The organism is Streptococcus sp. NLN76 (assembly GCF_015686645.1).
In the GTDB taxonomy this organism is placed as follows: Bacteria; Bacillota; Bacilli; order Lactobacillales; family Streptococcaceae; genus Streptococcus.
On the sequence record NZ_JADPMS010000016.1, the window covers coordinates 18,987 to 38,899 of the forward strand.

Genomic DNA, 19,913 nt, shown 5'->3' on the forward strand with positions numbered 1-19,913 from the left:
TCATTATTCTTTTCCTATTGTATCAGAATTTTCTAAATAATGGAAACTAATAACGATATTGGGTTAAAAATCTCTCCATTTTTTCTTGAACCTGGACCAGCTCTTCTACTCGAGGGAGGTAAACAATGCGGAAATGATCTGGTTCTTTCCAGTTAAAGCCCCGTCCATGCACGAGCAATACCTTCTCTTGCTTCAAAAAGTCTAGAACGAACTGTTCATCATCATCAATCTTATACATATTCCGATCGATTTTAGGGAAGAGATAGAGACCAGCACTCGGTTTAACTGCTGACAAGCCTGGGATCGCATTCACGGCCTCGTACATAAAATTCCGCTGTTCATAGATGCGTCCCCCTGGCAAAAGCAACTCATCAACAGACTGATAGCCTCCCAATGACGTTTGCACTACCTGCTGGGCGAGAACATTGGAGCAGAGGCGCATATTGGCCAACATGTTTAGACCCTCAATATATCCCCGCACATGCTTCTTCTCACCGGATAAAACCATCCAGCCCACACGGAATCCAGCAATGCGATGAGACTTGGACAAACCATTCATGCTGACACAGAATAGATCGGGTGCCAAACTGGCAATGGCGATATGTTCCTTCCCATCCATGACCAAGCGATCGTAAATTTCATCCGCATAAATAATCAAATTGTGTTCACGCGCAATTTGAACAATATCCTCCAGCACCTCCCGTGGATAAAGAGATCCTGTGGGATTATTCGGGTTGATGACTACAATAGCCTTTGTTCGTTCCGTGATCTTAGAGCGAATATCCTGCATATCTGGATACCAGTTCGCTTCCTCATCACAGAGATAATGGACAGGGGTTCCGCCCCCCAGACTAACTGCCGCAGTCCAGAGAGGATAGTCCGGCATCGGAATCAAGACCTCATCACCATTATCCAAAAGACCCTGCATGGACATCACAATCAGCTCACTAACCCCGTTCCCAATGAAAATATCTTCGATGTCCACATCGGGGATGCCCTTGAGCTGGGAATACTGCATGACTGCTTTCCGCGCCGAAAAGATCCCCTTTGAATCAGAATAGCCTTCACTGTTTCGAGCATTCAAAATCAAATCTTGAATAACTTCATCCGGAGCTTTAAAATCAAACTCGGCAGGATTTCCCGTATTCAAGCGCAGTATCTGTTCACCATTAGCCCTCATCCGCATAGCCTCTTCCAAAACTGGTCCCCGAATGTCATAGGCTACATGTTCCAATTTCTGCGACTTTTCAAAAAACCTCATATATCACTCCTCCTTACTGAGTTTTATTATACCTTTTTCTGAGACAAAAAAGAATTGGAGATACTTCACCCCAATTCTTCACGCCTATTGTTTATTTGATTGGATTCTCTTTTCGATAAGTCCTCATGCGGTCCCGCAAATCAAACATCTTCCCAACAGATGGCAAACTCATGCCTTCTGACCATTTTTCCCAAGTATTCTGCGTAATTTTCAAAACTAATAACAATTCAGATTCATTAAATTTGTAATCTTTCTGAAACTCTGCTATTTCATTAAGAAACTTCTGCGCCCGTTCAAGATCTTCAGCAGTCCACTCGCGTGTACTCTTACGGCCCAAGCGACGTTGACGAATTTCTTCCTTCCGGTGACGAATTTCTTCCCTTAGCTTCTCAGGCTTGTCACTTTCCATGAAAGAAACAATTTTTTCAATAGATTTTGGATTTGGAAAACTGCGGCCATATTTCCATGAAAAATAAGTGTCCATGGATACATCCATTTCCTTACTAAACTCATGAATGGACGCACCAATATTCAACCGTAACGCCTCGATATCCTTAACTAAATATTCCTTGTCTTTTTTGGCATATTCGCGAAAATTCGATTCTACCATTTTAGACAACCTCCCTAACTATAATATAACTTCTTATCAGTGTAGCATATTCACGACCAGTTTAAAAGGGTACTACACTATTTTTTTACAAAAAAATTACACGAATAACCCAAAATGTTCCATCAGACTATTTCCTGGTTATTGAAAAACGAAGAAGGGCCGGATATTCATCCAAGCCCTTTTCAAATTATCCTTCGCCTTCTTTCTCAGTAAGAAGCCGCTCCTTTTCTGCAACCATTTCTTTTACTAAACGGTAAATCACCGCAAAAATTGGCGTAAAGAAAATCATTCCGACCAGGCCAAAAAGATTTCCTCCAACCAAGGCCGCAGCTAAGGTAAATAGACTCGGCAAGCCGACTTGCGAACCAACCACGCGTGGATAAATCAAATTACCCTCGACCAATTGAACCAGTTGGAAAACCACAATGGATAGAAGGGCTTGCCAAGGACTAATGGTAAAGATAAAGACCGCTCCCAATCCACAAGCGGCAAAAGGGCCAATATAAGGTATAAAGGAAAGCACTCCCGCCAGCACTCCCGTCATGGAAGCATAGGGTAAACCCGCCAAACTATAGGCTCCAAAAACCAGGAAACCGATAATAAAAGCCTCTATCAACTGCCCCATCAAGAAACCATCATAGGTTTCCACCATCACTGAACCAACATAGCGGAGACGATCACCAACCTTCTTAGGAAGGGCCACATCCAAAATCCGATTGGTGATGGAAGCCAGGTGTTCCTTACTGCCCAACATCGCAAACATGAGGAAGAGAGCCATCATAACCGTAAAGACATTGCCCAAAATCCCTGAAAGATTCCCTGTCAAATTGGTCAAGAACTGAGCACCCTTATTGATTAAGCCGCTATCTGTTAAATAAGAAGAGATGTCTGTCAACTGTTCAGAGTTGAGCAAACCTGTTGAAGCCAGCCAGGAACCAATCTGAGGAATAACCGTCTGTATCGTATGTCCCAAACGACTAACGGAAACCGCCAGTGTTGGTACAATAATCGCTACGACTCCAGTCGCAATGAAGAGGAAAAGAAGGAGAACCAAGCTGATTGCTAGAGGCCGAAGCAAGCCTTTAGAAACCTTCCACTGCTTCAATTTACCCTCAATCTTCTTCATGGGAACATTAAATACAAAGGCCAGGCCCGCTCCAATCAAAATCGGAGAAAAAACACCCAGAAGGTACTGGAAACCTTGCCAAAGATTTGCAACATAGAGAACAAAGGCCAGACAGATGGCCGCAAAGACAATAGAACGAATGTCTTGTCGATTTTTATCAGTCATTAACTTTTTCATAATGTTCCCATTATAGCAGAGTCTCCTCCATCTGCCAAGCCAGTCTTCCCATTATCTACAGCATCCCTTGCAATTCTTTGGCCAAACGAGCATAACCCGCTACAGTTAGATGTAAGCCGTCCGTTGTGCAGTCCTCCCGCAGTTGTCCCAACTCGTTTCGTAGACAGGTCCCCACATCTACAAATTCCACCTGAGGATAACGTAGGGCCAATTCTTGATAGGCTTGATTCATCTGGTCAATTGCCCGATTTGTCCGAGTATAGAGGGTCCCCTTGGTTTCCGGACTTTCATATACAGGTAAAATGGAAAGCAGCTTGATTTCCACTAATGGGAAGTCATGTTGCAAAAGGTAGAGTAGCTGCTCAAGATTAGCCAAGGTCTGCTCAAGGGGCACTTCCTTTCCTAAATCATTGGTCCCGATTAACAGTACAATCGTCTCCAAATTTCCCCCAAAAAAATGAAGCTGGCGATGCTCCAATAATTGGCTAGATTGGTAGCCACGAATCCCTCGGTTGACAATGGTCTTGGTCGTGTCCAAAAGCTCCGCCAATGGGAAATACTCCACAATCGAATCTCCAGCAAAAATCACTTGAGGATCCTTCAAGCAGAGAGTATTCAAATCCCTGTATTTATTTTGGATGTTAGCCTGCTCCTTGAGCAACCAGCTTTCTAATAATTGAACAGCCATTCAAATCTCCTTTACAAAAAAAGGCCTACCGGTACAACTATCCGACTAGACCCATCTCTACGCGCGTTTGACACCCTGTCCAAATTGACAGTGGGCATTTTGAGGCAGCAAACCCTCCAAAGTAAGAGAGGAGAGATCTCCTAAGATTTTCCCGTTCTGAACAAGGGCTAAGGAATGGTACTGTTGGAGGTAGTCTCCACACTCTTCACACCAGCGTTCTTCGCCTTCCTTCCAAAAGGCGGCCATGGTCTCTCCCTCACGTCGAATCTCTGGGTATTGCTGCTTATACTGGCGGCACTTTTCCTCAAAGTATGTAAGGGCTTGTGTATATTTTTTAAATGTTTCTCTGCGGATTGTATCTTCCTGCCAGTCATCTGTTAACCACCAAGGCTCACAGTCACCGTATAATTCTACTACTTGGTACATAGGCTGTCTCCCCTTATTGGAACATATTATACACAATTTCAACTGGGAATGAAAGGATTTAAACTTAAAAAAAGGCCGGTTCAAAACCGACCTTTCATAAACGGATTAATCTACTGTCATATCTTCGACAATGGTTTCTTTTTCCACTTCCAATTCTGGAGCCATTAAGTCTTCAATGGTTTCAATTTCATTGACTGCTTTCGGTTCCAAGTTGCGGTAACGGGCCATCCCTGTACCAGCAGGAATAATCTTACCGATGATAACATTTTCCTTAAGTCCAAGAAGATGGTCTTTCTTACCACGGATAGCCGCATCTGTAAGAACACGGGTTGTCTCCTGGAAGGAAGCCGCAGATAGGAAGGAGTTGGTTTCCAAGGAAGCCTTGGTGATTCCCATCAAGACTGGACGTGCTGTCGCTGGGACTCCACCAGAAATCAAGACATCACGGTTGGCATCTGTAAAGTCTGTAATATCCATAAGTGTTCCCATCAGAAGGTCTGTATCACCTGGATCCATAACCCGTACTTTACGGATCATTTGACGAACCATTACCTCGATGTGTTTGTCGCCGATTTCTACCCCTTGGCTGCGGTAAACTTTTTGAACCTCTGCCAAGAGATAGGTTTCAACGGAAAGAACATCCCGAACCGCAAGCAAGTGTTTAGGCTGGATTGAACCTTCAGTAAGAGCCGCACCACGTGCTACGTGGTCTCCAACTTCAACCCTCATACGGGCTGTAAATGGAACCACATATTCGCCCTTACCAAGTTCTCCTTCAACAAAGACTTTCTTAGTCCGTGTTGAAGCATCTTCTTCAATCGCCACAACTTCACCCTTGACTTCAGTAATAACAGCTTCCCCTTTTGGATTCCGTGCCTCAAAGATTTCTTGGACACGAGGAAGACCTTGGGTGATATCGGTATTGGAAGCAACCCCTCCTGTGTGGAAGGTCCGCATGGTCAACTGAGTACCCGGTTCACCGATGGATTGAGCGGCGATGGTACCGACTGCTTCGCCAACTTCGACGGCATCACCGGTAGCCAAGTTGATTCCGTAACAATGACGGCAGACACCATGACGGGTGTTACATGTGAAGACAGAACGGATGGTTACTTCTTCAACGCCAGCTGCAATAATAGCACGAGCCATGTCTTCTGTAATCAAGACATCTGGACCGGCCAAGACTTCTCCTGTTTCAGGATGCTTGATGGTTTTCTTGGTATAACGACCAGCCAAGCGTTCTTCCAAGGATTCAATCATTTCCTTACCGTCTGTAATCGAACGAATCAAGAGACCTCGATCAGTTCCACAGTCGTCTTCACGGATAATAACATCTTGCGCAACGTCAACCAAACGACGGGTCAAGTAACCTGAATCGGCAGTCTTCAAGGCCGTATCGGTCATACCCTTACGCGCACCGTGAGTGGAGAAGAACATTTCCAAGACAGACAACCCTTCACGGAAGTTAGACAAAATTGGCAATTCCATGATCCGTCCATTCGGAGCAGCCATCAAACCACGCATACCCGCCAACTGGGAGAAGTTGGAGATGTTACCACGGGCACCAGAGTCCATCATCATAACGATCGGGTTCTTTGGATCTTGACTAGCAGTCAATTCGTTCTCCAAACGCTCTTTGGCTGCACGCCACTCGCCCGTAACCGCATTGTACCGCTCATCATCGGTAATCATACCCCGGCGGAACTGTTTAGAGATTTGTTCAACGCGTTCATGTGAAGCTTCAATAATCTCTTCCTTATTCGCAATAACTGGGATGTCGGCAATCCCCACAGTCAAACCAGCCAAGGTTGAGTGGTAGTAACCCAAATCTTTCAGACGGTCCAAAAGTGCAGATGTTTCTGTTGTCCGGAAACGTTTAAAGATTTCAGCAATGATGTTCCCCAGATTTTTCTTCTTGAATGGAACGTTCAATTCTAGTTCTGCCAAGACAGCATGAATATCCTGACCTGATTCCAAGAAGTATTTATCCGGCACACCATTGACCAAATTATCATTGTTTGGCTCTTGCAAGTAAGGCAATTCTGCTGGCATGATGGCATTAAACAAGATCTTACCAACAGTCGTAATCATAATCTTACCTTGTTGGTCTTCAGTCCACGGTTTGTTCAACTGATCAGTTGCAATCCCAACCCGTGTGTGAACATGGACTAAACCATTGCGCCAAGCCATGACTGCTTCGTCCGCATCCTTGAAAATCATGCCTTCACCTTCACGACCGGCTTCTTCCATGGTCAGGTAGTAGTTCCCCAAAACCATATCCTGAGATGGAGTAACAACTGGTTTACCATCTTTTGGATTCAAGATGTGCTCAGCAGCCAACATCAAGATACGAGCCTCAGCTTGTGCTTCCTCAGATAGCGGAACGTGGATCGCCATTTGGTCCCCGTCAAAGTCGGCATTGTAGGCCTCACAAACAAGCGGGTGCAGACGAATCGCCTTCCCATCAATTAGAACTGGCTCAAAGGCCTGAATTCCCAAACGGTGAAGGGTTGGTGCGCGGTTCAGCAGAACTGGGTGTTCTTTGATAACTTCCTCAAGAATGTCCCAGATACGCTCATCGCCACGCTCAACCAATTTCTTAGCAGCCTTCACGTTTTGCACAATATCACGGGCCACAATTTCCCGCATTACAAATGGCTTAAAGAGCTCAATCGCCATTTCACGTGGAACACCACATTGATACATTTTAAGAGTTGGACCAACCGCGATAACGGAACGACCCGAGAAGTCTACCCGTTTACCAAGCAAGTTTTGACGGAAACGCCCTTGTTTCCCTTTCAGCATGTGGCTCAAAGATTTCAACGGACGGCTTCCTGGTCCAGTAATTGGACGACCACGACGACCGTTATCGATCAAGGCATCAACCGCTTCTTGCAACATCCGTTTTTCATTTTGAACAATGATTCCTGGTGCGTTCAGCTCCAAGAGACGGGCCAAACGGTTGTTCCGGTTGATAACCCGACGGTAAAGGTCGTTCAGGTCAGAGGCCGCAAAACGTCCACCATCCAATTGAACCATCGGACGAAGATCTGGTGGGATAACCGGAAGGATGTTGAGAATCATCCATTCCGGTTTATTACCAGACTTGTGGAAAGCATCCAAGACGTCCAAACGACGGACAGCCTTGACCCGTTTTTGCCCTGTTGCAGACTTCAGTTCTGCTTTCAACTCTTTAATTTCTGCTTCCAAATCTACTTGTTTCAACAAGTCCTGGATAGCTTCTGCTCCCATTTTTGCGACGAAGGAGCCTGAACCATAACGACGAAGATTTTCCCGGTACTCGCGCTCAGTCATGATGGACTTGTGCTCTAATGGCGTTTCTTTCGGATCAATCACCACATAGGCCGCGAAGTAGATGACTTCCTCCAAAGCCCGTGGGCTCATATCCAAGGTTAAGCCCATTCGGCTTGGGATACCCTTGAAATACCAGATGTGAGACACAGGTGCTTTCAATTCAATATGCCCCATGCGTTCCCGACGCACTTTGGCATGCGTCACTTCTACCCCACAGCGGTCACAGATGATGCCTTTGTAACGGAGCCGTTTGTATTTGCCACAGGCACACTCCCAGTCCTTAGTTGGACCAAAGATAACCTCATCAAAAAGTCCTTCCCGCTCCGGTTTTAGGGTCCGGTAGTTAATGGTTTCCGGCTTTTTGACTTCTCCGTAAGACCATGAACGGACCTTACTTGGAGAAGCGAGTGTGATTTGCATACTTTTAAAACGATTTACATCAACCACTCTATCTTACCTTTCTTTTTTGGTTCACTTATTTTGATTCTTCTGCGTCAAAAGCCTCTTTTGCTTCTTTCGCAGCTTTTTCACGTGCTTTTTCCAAATCATCAACATGGATGATATCGTCATCATCACCCTCGTCCAGATCACGCAGCTCTACTTCTTGATCATCCTCATCTAGGACACGCATATCAAGACCAAGAGATTGCAATTCTTTGACAAGAACGCGGAAGGATTCCGGAACACCCGGTTTTGGAATTGGTTTACCTTTGGTAATCGCTTCATAAGCCTTAAGACGTCCGTTTACATCGTCTGATTTGTAGGTCAAAATTTCTTGAAGGACGTTGGAAGCGCCATAGGCTTCGAGAGCCCAAACCTCCATCTCACCGAACCGTTGTCCACCAAATTGAGCTTTACCACCCAATGGTTGTTGCGTAACCATAGAGTATGGTCCAACAGAACGAGCGTGAAGTTTATCATCAACCATGTGGTGAAGCTTAATCATGTACATGACCCCAACAGAAACACGGTTGTCAAATGGCTCACCAGTTCGACCATCGTAAAGAATGGTTTTGGCATCTGAGTCCATTCCAGCTTCACGAACCGTATCCCAAAGGTCTTCTGAACTTGCTCCATCGAAAACTGGTGTTGCGATGTGAATACCTAAGTTACGAGCGGCCATACCAAGGTGAAGTTCCATAACCTGACCGATGTTCATCCGTGATGGCACCCCAAGTGGGTTCAACATGATGTCAACTGGAGTTCCGTCTGGTAAATACGGCATATCTTCCACTGGAACAATACGGGATACAACCCCTTTATTTCCGTGGCGTCCGGCCATCTTATCCCCAACCTTGATTTTCCGTTTTTGAGCGATATAGACACGCACCAACATATTGACACCGGATTGCAACTCATCACCGTTTGCACGGGTAAAGATTTTAACGTCTCGAACAACTCCATCCGCTCCGTGTGGTACACGAAGAGAGGTGTCACGAACTTCACGAGATTTGTCTCCAAAGATGGCATGAAGCAGGCGTTCTTCTGCTGAAAGGTCTTTTTCTCCTTTTGGAGTCACCTTACCAACCAAGATGTCTCCTTCTTTCACCTCTGCCCCGATGCGGACAATTCCCATTTCATCCAAATGGCTAAGAGCGTCTGGTCCAACGTTTGGGATTTCGCGTGTAATTTCTTCAGGGCCTAACTTGGTATCACGAGTTTCTGACTCGTATTCTTCCAAATGCACGGAAGTATAGACATCGTCTTTGACCAAGCGCTCGCTCATGATAACCGCATCCTCGAAGTTGTAACCTTCCCAGGTCATGTAGGCCACGATAGGGTTTTGTCCTAGGGCAATTTCCCCATTTTCCATGGATGGTCCATCGGCGATGAAATCGCCTTTCTCAACCTTATCACCCAACTTAACCAAGGTGCGTTGATTGTAGGCCGTACCAGAGTTGGAACGACGGAATTTTGTAATTTTATAAACGTCAAGGGATCCATCTTCACGGCGAACTTCAACACGATCAGCATCGGCATAGGTAACAGTACCGTCGTGGTTGGCAATGACTGCAGCTCCTGAATCGTGGGCCACTTGATATTCCATACCGGTTCCAACGTAAGGAGCTTTCGGATCAATCAATGGCACCGCTTGCCGTTGCATGTTAGCCCCCATCAAGGCACGGTTGGAGTCGTCGTTTTCCAAGAAAGGAATACATGCAGTCGCTACCGCAACGACCTGCTTCGGTGAAACATCCATAAAGTCTACAGAGCTCGCTGCATACTCTTGGTTATTCCCGCGGTGACGTCCCATAACGATATCTGTTATGAAATGTCCTTCTGCATCCAATGGAGAGTTCGATTGAGCCACAATGTACTCATCTTCTTCATCGGCAGTTAACCAAACAATCTCGTTGGTTACCAAGCCTTTTTCACGGTCTACGCGGCGGTATGGAGTTTGAATGAAACCATACTTATTCAAGTGACCATAGGAAGCCAAGTTGTTAATCAAACCAATGTTTGGTCCCTCAGGAGTCTCGATTGGACACATCCGACCGTAATGAGTTGCGTGCACGTCCCGAACCTCGTAACCCGCACGGTCACGTGTCAAACCACCAGGTCCTAAGGCAGACAAACGACGTTTGTGAGACAACTCAGACAAGGGGTTGTGTTGGTCCATGAACTGGGACAATTGAGAAGATCCAAAGAATTCTTTAATGGCCGCAGTTACTGGACGGATGTTGATGATTTGTTGTGGAGTTAGAGCTTCGTTGTCTTGAACACTCATACGCTCACGGACATTTCGCTCCATCCGAGACAAACCAAGACGCACTTGGTTGGCCAAAAGTTCACCTACCGTCCGAATCCGGCGGTTTCCAAGGTGATCAATGTCATCAATTCGACCCATTCCCTCAGAAAGATTGAGGAAGTAGCTCATCTCAGCCAAAATATCTGCTGGCGTTACGGTGCGAACCTTCTCGTCTGGGTTCCCATTTCCGATAATGGTCACCACACGATCTGGGTCTACTGGGGATACAACCTTGAATTTTTGAAGTACAACGGGTTCTGTCAAGACTGCTGAATCATTTGGAATGTAGACAATCTTATTAAGATCCCCATCCAATTGAGGCGTCAATTGCTCAATTAATTCACGCGTCATCACTGTCCCAGCTTCCACAAGGATTTCTCCTGTTTCGGCATCGACCAACGGCTCAGCCAAGGTTTGGTTCAAGAGGCGTGTTTTAACGTTAAGCTTTTTGTTGATCTTGTAACGACCAACTGCTGCCAAATCATACCGACGTGGATCAAAGAAGCGAGCAATCAAGAGACTACGAGAGGATTCCGCCGTTTTTGGTTCTCCTGGACGCAAGCGCTCATAAATCTCTTTAAGAGCTTCGTCTGTCCGTGAATCCATTGGATTTTTATGGACATCTTTTTCCAAACTATTACGAACCAAAGGACTATCTCCAAAAATATCGATGATCTCATCATCTCCAGAGAAGCCTAGTGCCCGCACAAGTGTTGTAAATGGAATCTTGCGAGTCCGGTCAATCCGTGTATAGGCGATATCTTTGGAGTCCGTTTCCAATTCCAACCAAGCGCCCCGGTTAGGGATTACGGTAGAACCGTAGCCAACTTTTCCATTTTTATCGACTTTGTCATTGAAGTAAACACCTGGTGAACGTACCAACTGAGAAACGATGATTCGCTCCGCACCATTGATGATAAAGGTTCCCATCTCGGTCATCATTGGGAAGTCTCCAAAAAAGACTTCTTGCGTTTTAATTTCGCCAGTTTCCTTGTTCACAAGACGGAAGGTTACAAAAATAGGAGCAGAAAGATTGGCGTCGTGGGCGCGTGCTTCTTCTAAGGTATATTTTGGCTCCCGCAATTCATATCCAACAAACTCCAATTCCATGGTATCCGTGAAGTTTGAAATAGGAAGTACGTCTTGGAATACTTCTTTCAAACCATGGTCTAGGAATTCTTTAAATGAGTCTGTTTGAATTTCAATCAGATTTGGTAAGTCAAGAACTTCTTTGATTCTTGAAAAACTACGACGTGTACGGTGTTTCCCGTACTGAACTTCATGTCCTGCCAAGTTGTTAACTCCTTCTTTTTATTGAACGCAAGCCTGTGTCTCGGCCGCTTCCCCATTGCCCTTTTTAATTTTTAGAAAATTTAAAAATAGATTACATTTTTTAAAAAAACTAAAATTAGACACAAAAAGAGCAGCTAAATCGACTCGTTTTCGGAATGATTTAACTGCTGTAGGTTTCCTACTGGACAAGATTTCAGTAGAAAACAAACGACAACTGATTCAAACTATTGTAGCACAAATGGAATGAGAAAACAAGTGGCGAAATCCGTCGTATTTTTCTAGATAACTGCCGATCATGTCCGCTAATCATCTAGTAACCACGAAGGTTGTTACACTAGATCGCCTCCTCCTTATAGCTGCTTATTCATTAGGATAGATATAAGTAACGGTTCCTTGAGCCATCGTTGGATCAAAAAAAACCACGGTAGTTGGCAATGGACATATTGCCGTTAAAATTAGACTCATACACTTGTATAGAGATCTCTGATTCTACTTCAATCACGAGAGCAACATGACCATAACCTCCATCATTCCAACAAGCAATCTCTCCAGGTTTCGGAGTCGTGCCGACTTCAAACCCAGACTGACTAGCACTTGCAGCCCATTGCCCGGCATTTCCCCACCAATCTCCTACCCAAGGAGCCATGACCTTTACACCCCAGGTACATTGACCTGTCGGATAACTTCCAGAGGTGTTGTAGTTGAATGTCGGAACAATAGCTGTTGTTTTTCTCCTTCAATTTCCTTATTCGATTCTTTTTCATCATCCGCTTTGGGATCTTCACTATCCGCAAGGGATTCCTTGTTTACACTTCCTGTCTCTTCCGTTGCCTCAGAATTCCCCTCGGCTTCCTTTTCTTCTTCAAATCCCTCATCGACTTTAGGGGCCGTTTTCTGTTCCTTTTTTTCTTTGCTCTTAGATCTATCCTCAGCTTGAACGGTATCCCCCACTAAGAATTGTATATTCAAAACCTGCCCAAGAACTTTTCTAGACTCTTCTTTAGTCCCGATAAAAAGCCCTGTTCCAAGAACAAAACTTGATATAGTCTTTTAGTTTACTTTTAGTACAAGGCAGCGAGTCGTAGACAGTACTAAAGTAGGGCAAGACGAGCTAACACAGTAATGAAAGATAAACTAAAAGAGTATAATCCTCTTCACCGAACCCCTAGTTCTTCCTTCATCGGATTGCCTCTTCAGATTTCGAACTATTTCGAGTATTAAATAAACATGAAAGAAATCTTAAAGTAAATACAAGAAAAAGAAACCCGGAAATCCCCGAGTTTCTTGTAAATCCATTAACGACTATTACTTGAACTTGGTGTCCCACCGCCACGAACGGAATTCCAAGCGGAACGTTTGTCAGCGTCACTACCACCAACCATAAAGTTTTCACTTGTGACTGGAGCACCATTCACAGCCCAGTTGCTAGTTACTGTTGAACCACTCATTCCAGATCCTGGCAATTGACCCGTTGCTCTCAATACAGAGGATTGAATCACACTTGGGTCTAAACTGAAACGTTGACCCGTTTTCCAAACATCTGGATCAGCCTGGTGGATGGCATTCACCAGATTGGCCATATAATTAGCGTTATTGTTGTAACCACTCAAGTTGGACATAGAGGAGTTATCATCATGACCCGTCCAGCCACCAAGGGTAGCACCTGGAGTTGCCACCATGAGCCAAGCATCTCCGTAATCATTGGTGGTTCCAGTCTTCCCAATCCAATCAGCCCCAGCTAGAGCTGGATTGATTCCCTGCAAACGAGACTTGAAGGTTGTTGTCGTACCTGAATCCAGAACTCCTCGCATCATGTCTTGCATGATTGTGGCAGTCGCAGCTGAGAAGACTTGAACAGGTTCCGTTTGATGCTCATAGACCACCTGTCCATCTTGAGTTTCAATGGAGGCAACCATATAACGTTCAATGTACTGACCATTGTTTGCCAGGGTTTGGTAACCATTGGTGTGGCGGTCAACCGATACTTCAATTCCCCCACCTAAAGGAAGACTCTCAATATTATAGTCCGCAATCTCATAATTCATTTTTTCCATATAATCTTGGACATCTATCCCTTGCTCTCGTAAGATACGATAGGTCCAATAAGCCGGAATATTCACAGACTGATTCAAGGCCTCTTGGAAGGTCATCATACCAGTTCCGCGACTATTCACGTGCATAATGGGCTGGCCACTGGAATAATTGGTGGGATAGTTGGACACAATGCTAGCACTTCCCATAATCCCTTGATCGATAGCAATACCATATGGTAAGAGAGGTTTAATGGTAGAACCTGGGGAGCGAACCGTGTCAAAGGCATGGTTATTCTGATTGGATTCATAGTCCCGACCACCAACAAATCCTAGAACAGCTCCAGTCTGGTTGTCTTGAAGGACATTCCCCATCTCCACGCGCCCAGTTCCATCATCCAGCATTCCTCCAAAGTTGGCTGCTGCAGACTGCATGGCTTCATGCACAGCTTTGTTAATGGTTGTTTTAACCACATAGCCACCATTGCTGAGTTCCTGTTGGGCAAGTTTTTGATAAGCCTCTACAGTAGACTCATTTTTCAAATCCCGCTCGGAAACCTGATCTCGTTTGATTAAATAGGTATAGAGGGCATCTTGAGCCTCAGCTAGTGCTGTGTGGTAGAGATAATGATGAGTCTCACCTTCCGTCGGCTCACCCGGGCGGAAATCCGCTTGAAGGTTATACTCCAAGGCCTCATGGTATTCATCCTCGGTGATTTTTCCAGTCCGGTACATATTATAGAGCACATTTTTTTGCCGCTCCAACCCCAAGGCTTGATTTTCTTCCGTCTTCAAAGTCCCGTCTGCTGCGTAAGGAGAATAGACAATGGGACTCTGAGGAAGTCCTGCTATAAAGGCTGACTGAGGGAGATTGAGGTCAGCACCGCTTTTTCCAAAAATCCCCTGCGCTGCCTCTTCAATCCCCGCTATATTTTGCCCCTTATAATTCCGTCCAAAGGGCGCAATATTAAGGTAGGCCAAGAGGATATCTTCCTTAGACATGGTCTCTTCGAGAGCTAAGGCATCTAGAATTTCCGCAGCTTTTCGAGAAAAGGTCGGGGCATCTCCGACAACTTGTTGCTTGATCAACTGCTGAGTCAAAGTCGAACCACCACTCGAAGAGCCTAAACCGACAACCGAACCTAAGGTTGCCCGAATGACAGCCTTGGGTACGATCCCATCATGCTCATAGAAATTCTCATCCTCCGTCGCTATAACGGCGTCTTGCACGAATGTGGATACTTGGTCCAGGGTCACCGGTGTCCGCAGAAGATCACTGTCCACCTTATCAATGAGACTGCCATCAGCATAGCGCAGCTCTGATTGACCGGCTACACGGGTTACTTGCTGGGCCAATTCCTCACCAGGGGGAACCTGAGCCGACTGAAAGAGACTGGCCGCGTAGCCCAGACCAACCCCAGCACCTAAGACCAGGAAGCCCCAGAAAAAGACCAGCAAAACTTTTAGGAGGAGGTGCTGGACTTGAAAAAATGTCCCTAGACTATCCTTCCAAGTCCAAGACCCCTCTCCGGTTTTCTTTTTAGCTTTGTGTTTCACGTGTTCCGTCTCCTTTAATACTTAACCCCAATTATAGCAAAATGCCCTGTCTCTTTTCAATTATCCCTTATTTTGTTAAACTGTAGTAAGAAAAATGAAACAAAAAGGAGTCAAACATGCACATTTTTGATGAGCTGAAAGAAAGGGGCTTGGTCAACCAAACAACGGATGAAGAAGCTCTTCGCAAAGCGCTAGAAGAGGAACAGGTTTCGTATTACACCGGCTATGACCCTACAGCTGATAGTTTGCATTTGGGCCACCTAGTTGCCATTCTCACCAGTCGCCGTTTGCAGTTGGCTGGGCATAAACCTTACGCCTTGGTCGGTGGTGCCACTGGACTCATTGGTGACCCATCCTTTAAAGATGCTGAACGCAGCCTTCAAACCAAGGAAACCGTTGACGGCTGGGTCGACAAAATCCAAGGTCAACTATCCCGTTTCTTGGACTTCGACAAGGGCGAAAACAAGGCCGAAATGGTCAACAATTACGACTGGTTTGGCAGCATCAGCTTCATTGACTTCCTCCGCGATGTCGGCAAATACTTTACCGTCAACTACATGATGAGCAAGGATTCTGTGAAGTCTCGGATTGAAACGGGGATTTCCTACACCGAATTCGCTTACCAAATTATGCAGGGGTACGACTTCTACACCCTCAACCAAGAACGCAATGTAACCCTTCAAATTGGAGGAAGTGACCAGTGGGGCAACATGACCGCTGGAACGGAATTGCTTCGCCGTAAGGGCAATACAACGGGGCATGTCCTAACCGTACCCTTGATCACGGATGCCACTGGTAAAAAATTCGGTAAATCTGAAGGGAACGCAATCTGGTTGGATGCCAGCAAGACCAGCCCTTATGAAATGTACCAGTTCTGGCTTAATGTCTTGGATGACGATGCTGTTCGCTTCTTGAAAATCTTCACCTTCCTTTCATTGGAAGAAATTGCAGACATTGAAAAAGAATTCTTGGCAGCCCCACACCAACGACTAGCCCAAAAAACCCTGGCTAAGGAAGTGGTCACACTCGTTCATGGCCAAGAGGCTTATGAACAAGCCCTCAAAATCACTGAAACCCTCTTCTCTGGAGGTAATATCCAAGATCTTTCCGTTTCCGAATTGCTACAAGGCTTAAGCGATGTTCCAAACTACCAAGTGACCGACCAAGATAGTTTGAACCTAGTGGATATCTTAGTAACAGCTGGGGTTTCCCCATCCAAACGCCAAGCCCGCGAAGATGTGACCAACGGAGCTATCTACATCAACGGTGAGCGTATTCAAGACTTGGATTACCAATTGGATAGCAAGGACCGGTTAGAAGACAAAATCACCGTTATCCGCCGTGGTAAGAAAAAATATTCCATTCTAACCTATTAAAACTAAAATCTGAATACTCAAATCTTTCAAAGAGATGGCTAGAAAAGCCGATGACGGTAGTTCAACAGGTCTGAGAAACCTGTTGAATAGTATCGATCAGGCGTGCATGGCACGTAATCAAAAAGTTCACCGTCAAGCTTGACAAGGTCAGATTTTGAAATTTAATGAGTATATAGTCTTTTAGTTTGCTTTTCGTACAAGGCAGCGAGTCGTAGACAGTACTGAAGTACGGCAAGACGAGCTAACACAGTAATAAAAGATAAATTAAAAGAGTATAACATTTCACAAAGGCCAGGACCCACCACAGGTCCCTGGCCTTTTCCAACAAAAGGAGACCTCATGCTTCCACCCAAACTAGAACGATTTACAGATCCAGCACTCCTCTTTATCTGCCCCCACTGCCATCAAGCCATACACCTGCAGGAACGCAGTTTAGTCTGTGAGAATCGCCATAGTTTCGACTTGGCCAAGCAAGGTTATGTCAATTTGGCTCCCCAAGCTAAGGCTTCTCAGCACTACCAAAAAGACTCCTTTTTAGCGCGTCAAACAATCCTGGAAGCCGGACTCTATGACCATATCCTAGAAGGCCTAGCTCAGCAAATCAAGAACCTTCAGCCACGATTCCTCTTAGATGTCGCCTGTGGCGAAGGCTTCTACAGCCGAAAATTGGAGAGCAACTATTCTGGTGACTACTATGCTTTTGACTTGGCCAAGGACTCCATCCTCCTAGCCAGTAAGGCGGATAGTCGACAGCACATCAAGTGGTTTGTGGCAGACTTAGCCAAAATTCCCTTGGAAAATCACAGCGTCGACTTGATTTTGGATGTCTTTTCTCCGGCTAACTATCAAGAGTTTAAGCGCTTATTACAGCCCCAAGGGACAGTCCTCAAGGTTATTCCTGGCTCTCAACATTTGATTGAAATTCGGAAGATTCTGGACAAAGAAGCCTATCAGCCCGAGGACATTGATCACCACCTCAAAGAACAAATGCAGATTCTAGACCAGGAAGAGCTAACTGCCACCTATACTCTAACACCTCAGCTTCGAGAAGCTTTATTAGAGATGACCCCACTGCTCCAACAAGTCAATCTAACTGACTTTGACTGGACCAAGCTGACTCACATTACCATTTCCGCCACCCTTTACCAAGCCCGCTTTTAGAAAGGATACCTATGAAATTTTACGCAGTCAAAAAAGGACGTCAACCAGGAATCTACACAAACTGGCCTGAGGCGCAAAAACAGGTGCAAGGCTTTTCAGGGGCACAATACAAATCCTTCACCAGCCAAGAAGAGGCCGTCGTCTACATGGAGGACAAACCCCAAGCTCCCATTGCCTCTGACCAACTTCAGGCCTATGTGGATGGGTCCTATGATAAACGGAATCAGGCATATGGTTCCGGCGTCTCCTTTATCTTGAACGGCAAAGAAATCGAGAGCCTCTCCTTTGCAGGAGACCGCGACATCTTCCTCGAATCTCACCAAGTCGCCGGAGAGTGCTTAGCCAGTCTAGCCGCCATCAAATGGGCCGTCCTCCACGAGTATCCCAGCATCACCATCTGCTACGACTACCAAGGCGTCGAATCCTGGGCCACCGGCGACTGGAAAACCAACAAACCCATCTCCCAGGTCTACAAAAAAGAGTTTGACCGTTATGCCTCTCTTATCCAAGTTCACTTCCGTAAAGTCCACGCCCACAGCGGCGACCCTCTCAATGATCGTGCCGACCAACTAGCCAAAGCGGCCTTGGGGATAGGGTGAGCGGATCCCATCATTTCTGAAGGAAGTATCCCAGATAGCGATTTCTTAAAAGAATTAGAAAATGACTTTAAACAGGCTCACTATAGACAGACACTAACAATCGAGTAGGGACTAATGGATAGTCCCTCTCACACCACCGTGCGTGCCGTTCGGCACACGGCGGTTCAATTAACTTTTAACGCATGTCGTTTTAAGTAGTAATCGAGACAGCTGACCAGTCCTCGTTTGGCGAGGACTGGTTTTGATATTGCTCTCTTTAATACTGACTTTTGTGCTACTAGTTGATAGTGGTCACCCCAACCTGACACCTTATCCGCTATCCACCTAGGAACTCCTAGTTTCAGTAAGCCCCAAAGGCGACGTGACTTCTTTTTCCACTGTTTCCAGATAATGACTCGCATTCTCGTTCGAAGTCGCTCATCTACTTTTGACATCACCGTTTTCATGTCCGTGATTGAAAAGTAGTTAACCCAACCTCTGATGACAGAATTTAATAGTGTGATCCGTTCACTCAAGCTGATACTCCATTTTCTAGAAGTCAGTTGCTTAAGTTTTCTCACAAACTTCTGCACACTCTCTTTGTGGGGGCGACTACGCCAGCCGTTTGGGGACTTCCAAAAGCCATAACCTAGATATTTCAGCTTTGTTGGACGGACAATTTTGGTCTTATCCATGTTCACCTTGAGACCTAGCCGTTTCTCGACAAAGTGACTGACCGAATGCATAACCCTCTTGGCCGCCGCTTGGCTTCCGACCGTGATAACACAATCATCCGCATAGCGTACGAAACGCAAACCCCGTTTTTCCAACTCCTTGTCTAGTTCATCAAGCATGATATTAGATAAGAGCGGAGAAAGATTTCCTCCTTGAGGGGTTCCTACTAAGGTTTTCTGGCGTTGACCATTTATCACGACTCCTGAGTGAAGGTATTTTCGGATGAGGGACTCAGTATCTCCATCCTCGATGACCCTGTGGACCAATGACATGAGTCTGTCCTGTGGGACTGTATCGAAGAACTTCTCCAAGTCAATATCTACAATCCATTCATAACCTTCATTTAGGTATTCCAGTAGCTTGACCAAGGCTGTCTCACAAGAGCGGTTGGGACGAAAGCCATAGCTATAGTCTGAGAAATGAGTTTCAAAGATTGGACTTAAAACCTGTACAATGGCCTGTTGAATGATTCTATCCATCATGCTTGGGATACCTAGCTGACGAACACCTCCATTGGGCTTCGGGATTTCCACCCGCAATACTGGCTGAGGTTTCTATTTTCTTTCCAATATCTGCTTTTTCGTTTCTCGCCAATGCTCTCTCAGATAATCATCAATCGTATCAACTGTGACACCATCAATACCTGCAGAACCCTTATTGGCTTTAACCTGTTTGTAGGCTTCAAGAAGATTGTCTCTTGATAATATCTGGTCTATTAATTTAGACATGTGCGTATTCCTTTCTTGTTTCGCTATCTGTAGGACGTCTTAAATTGATGAACATTCCTCTAGTCAATACGTGACTGCCTCCAGTTCTATCAGACACTTATCC

12 protein-coding genes and 2 pseudogenes are annotated in these 19,913 nt (G+C 45.5%); 3 read left to right on the forward strand and 11 right to left on the reverse strand.

Annotation, left to right across the window (positions count from 1 at the left end; translation table 11 throughout):
• Positions 1-46: 46 nt before the first annotated feature.
• The 10 genes and pseudogenes from I1A59_RS04475 to I1A59_RS04520 all read right to left on the reverse strand — a co-directional run bounded on the left by I1A59_RS04475 (position 47) and on the right by I1A59_RS04520 (position 15,232).
• Positions 47-1,261, reverse strand: a complete 1,215-nt coding sequence (locus I1A59_RS04475; RefSeq protein WP_196091617.1) for a pyridoxal phosphate-dependent aminotransferase — start codon at positions 1,259-1,261, stop codon at positions 47-49.
• 91 nt (positions 1,262-1,352) lie between these two features.
• Positions 1,353-1,871, reverse strand: a complete 519-nt coding sequence (locus I1A59_RS04480; RefSeq protein WP_196091618.1) for a hypothetical protein — start codon at positions 1,869-1,871, stop codon at positions 1,353-1,355.
• A gap of 187 nt (positions 1,872-2,058) precedes the next feature.
• The gene (locus I1A59_RS04485) at positions 2,059-3,174 is read right to left on the reverse strand and encodes an AI-2E family transporter (RefSeq protein WP_247644760.1); all 1,116 of its coding nucleotides are present in this window, start codon (positions 3,172-3,174) and stop codon (positions 2,059-2,061) included.
• 55 nt (positions 3,175-3,229) lie between these two features.
• Positions 3,230-3,862 carry an SGNH/GDSL hydrolase family protein gene (locus I1A59_RS04490; RefSeq protein WP_196091619.1) on the reverse strand — a complete coding sequence of 211 codons (633 nt, stop codon included), beginning with the start codon at positions 3,860-3,862 and terminating at the stop codon, positions 3,230-3,232.
• 57 nt (positions 3,863-3,919) lie between these two features.
• Positions 3,920-4,288: a DUF1033 family protein gene (locus tag I1A59_RS04495; protein WP_196091620.1), complete on the reverse strand. Its 369-nt coding sequence runs from the start codon at positions 4,286-4,288 to the stop codon at positions 3,920-3,922.
• 105 nt (positions 4,289-4,393) lie between these two features.
• Complete coding sequence (gene rpoC, locus I1A59_RS04500) at positions 4,394-8,050, reverse strand: DNA-directed RNA polymerase subunit beta' (protein WP_196091621.1); 3,657 nt, start codon at positions 8,048-8,050, stop codon at positions 4,394-4,396.
• 28 nt (positions 8,051-8,078) lie between these two features.
• Positions 8,079-11,645 (reverse strand): DNA-directed RNA polymerase subunit beta, encoded by a 3,567-nt coding sequence (gene rpoB, locus I1A59_RS04505; RefSeq protein WP_196091622.1) that lies wholly within the window; start codon positions 11,643-11,645, stop codon positions 8,079-8,081.
• 360 nt (positions 11,646-12,005) lie between these two features.
• Positions 12,006-12,357, reverse strand: a pseudogene (locus I1A59_RS04510) (CHAP domain-containing protein); the annotation flags it as partial.
• Positions 12,297-12,614 carry a hypothetical protein gene (locus I1A59_RS04515; protein WP_196091623.1) on the reverse strand — a complete coding sequence of 106 codons (318 nt, stop codon included), beginning with the start codon at positions 12,612-12,614 and terminating at the stop codon, positions 12,297-12,299. The gene I1A59_RS04515 and the pseudogene I1A59_RS04510, both read right to left, overlap by 61 nt.
• Positions 12,615-12,940: 326 nt before the next feature.
• Complete coding sequence (locus tag I1A59_RS04520) at positions 12,941-15,232, reverse strand: transglycosylase domain-containing protein (RefSeq protein ID WP_196091624.1); 2,292 nt, start codon at positions 15,230-15,232, stop codon at positions 12,941-12,943.
• A 116-nt stretch (positions 15,233-15,348) separates the two neighbouring features.
• Between I1A59_RS04520 and tyrS the strand changes: the two genes are divergently transcribed.
• From tyrS to I1A59_RS04535, 3 genes are all read left to right on the forward strand, one after another.
• A complete protein-coding gene (gene tyrS / locus I1A59_RS04525) occupies positions 15,349-16,608 on the forward strand; it encodes a tyrosine--tRNA ligase (RefSeq protein ID WP_196091625.1) in 1,260 nt (419 codons plus the stop codon).
• A gap of 339 nt (positions 16,609-16,947) precedes the next feature.
• Positions 16,948-17,769, forward strand: a complete 822-nt coding sequence (locus I1A59_RS04530; RefSeq protein ID WP_196091626.1) for a putative RNA methyltransferase — start codon at positions 16,948-16,950, stop codon at positions 17,767-17,769.
• Positions 17,770-17,780: 11 nt separating this feature from the next.
• Positions 17,781-18,368, forward strand: a complete 588-nt coding sequence (locus I1A59_RS04535) for a ribonuclease H family protein (RefSeq protein ID WP_196091627.1) — start codon at positions 17,781-17,783, stop codon at positions 18,366-18,368.
• Between the two features lie 164 nt (positions 18,369-18,532).
• Here the strand turns inward: I1A59_RS04535 and ltrA are convergent.
• Positions 18,533-19,810, reverse strand: a pseudogene (gene ltrA / locus I1A59_RS04540) (group II intron reverse transcriptase/maturase).
• Positions 19,811-19,913: the final 103 nt, after the last annotated feature.